This is a genomic window from Pseudomonas kitaguniensis (assembly GCF_049199985.1).
Classification (GTDB): domain Bacteria; phylum Pseudomonadota; class Gammaproteobacteria; order Pseudomonadales; family Pseudomonadaceae; genus Aquipseudomonas; species Aquipseudomonas kitaguniensis.
In genome coordinates, this window is sequence record NZ_JBLZPT010000052.1 from 1 (window position 1) to 990 (window position 990).

1 protein-coding gene is annotated in these 990 nt (G+C 52.8%); it reads left to right on the forward strand.

Annotation, left to right across the window (positions count from 1 at the left end; translation table 11 throughout):
- Positions 1-202: 202 nt before the first annotated feature.
- Positions 203-990: IS110 family transposase (locus tag ACOZK9_RS27325; protein WP_421556982.1), on the forward strand; the 788-nt coding region annotated here is incomplete at its 3' end.

Genomic DNA, 990 nt, shown 5'->3' on the forward strand with positions numbered 1-990 from the left:
GCTTGTATGGTTAGACTTGTAGGGGTGGTGGGACTAAAAGCCAGCATCTGACTCTAGCCAGTACAGACCGTGGGAGACTTCGCCCCACCCCTTCACCCAAAACGCCGATAAGGAATGCATCGGCCCTGACCGACGATAGAAGCAAGCCAGCGTAACGGTGAAGCCCCAACAAGCCCGAAAACCCTAACCCGGAGTGTTTGTCATGGCAATGACTGTCTCGCAATCAATCATCGGCGTGGATGTCGCTAAGGCTGAGGTCGTGGTTCATCAAAGTGAAACCGATGAACTAAGGATCGTAAGGAACAACAAAACCGCACTTAAGGAGTGGCTCAAATCTTTGCCTGCGGGCAGTGCCATCGCGATTGAAGCCACCAATATTTATCACTTGGATACCGTCAACCTGGCTTATTCAATGGGCCATAAGGTTTACGTTGTTGATGGGTACCGCCTGAGCCATTACCGAAAAAGCACGGGTGGACGGGCGAAAACAGACGCCAGCGATGCCCGCTTACTGTCTCGCTATTTGACAAATGAGCAGGCCCATTTACGTGCCTGGAGCCCACCGCCAAAGATTTACACCGTACTTCAAAGCTTGCTGCGCCGACGTGCGGCGCTTGTGAAAATGCGCGTTGCCCTTAACCAGAGCTGGGCAGGTGAGCCGTTACTTAAGGCCTCCTCGAAAAACATCTCAGCCTGTCTTGACAGGCATGAAGCACTGATTGAAAAGCGGCTGTTAGAAGCCGTCACCAAGGCCGGTCTGTTGCATCAGGTCAAGAGATGCCAAGCCGTTGAAGGAATTGGTTTTCTCACCGCAGTTGGACTAACGATGGCGTTTCAGCGAGGCGAGTTTGAAAACGCCGATGCGTATATCGCGTTCTTGGGAATGGATTTGAGGGTGTCTGAATCAGGGCAAATGAGCGGACGCCGCTCACTGAGTAAGCAAGGAGACTCTGAGATACGACGGTTGCTGCATAACGCGGCGTCAGCAGG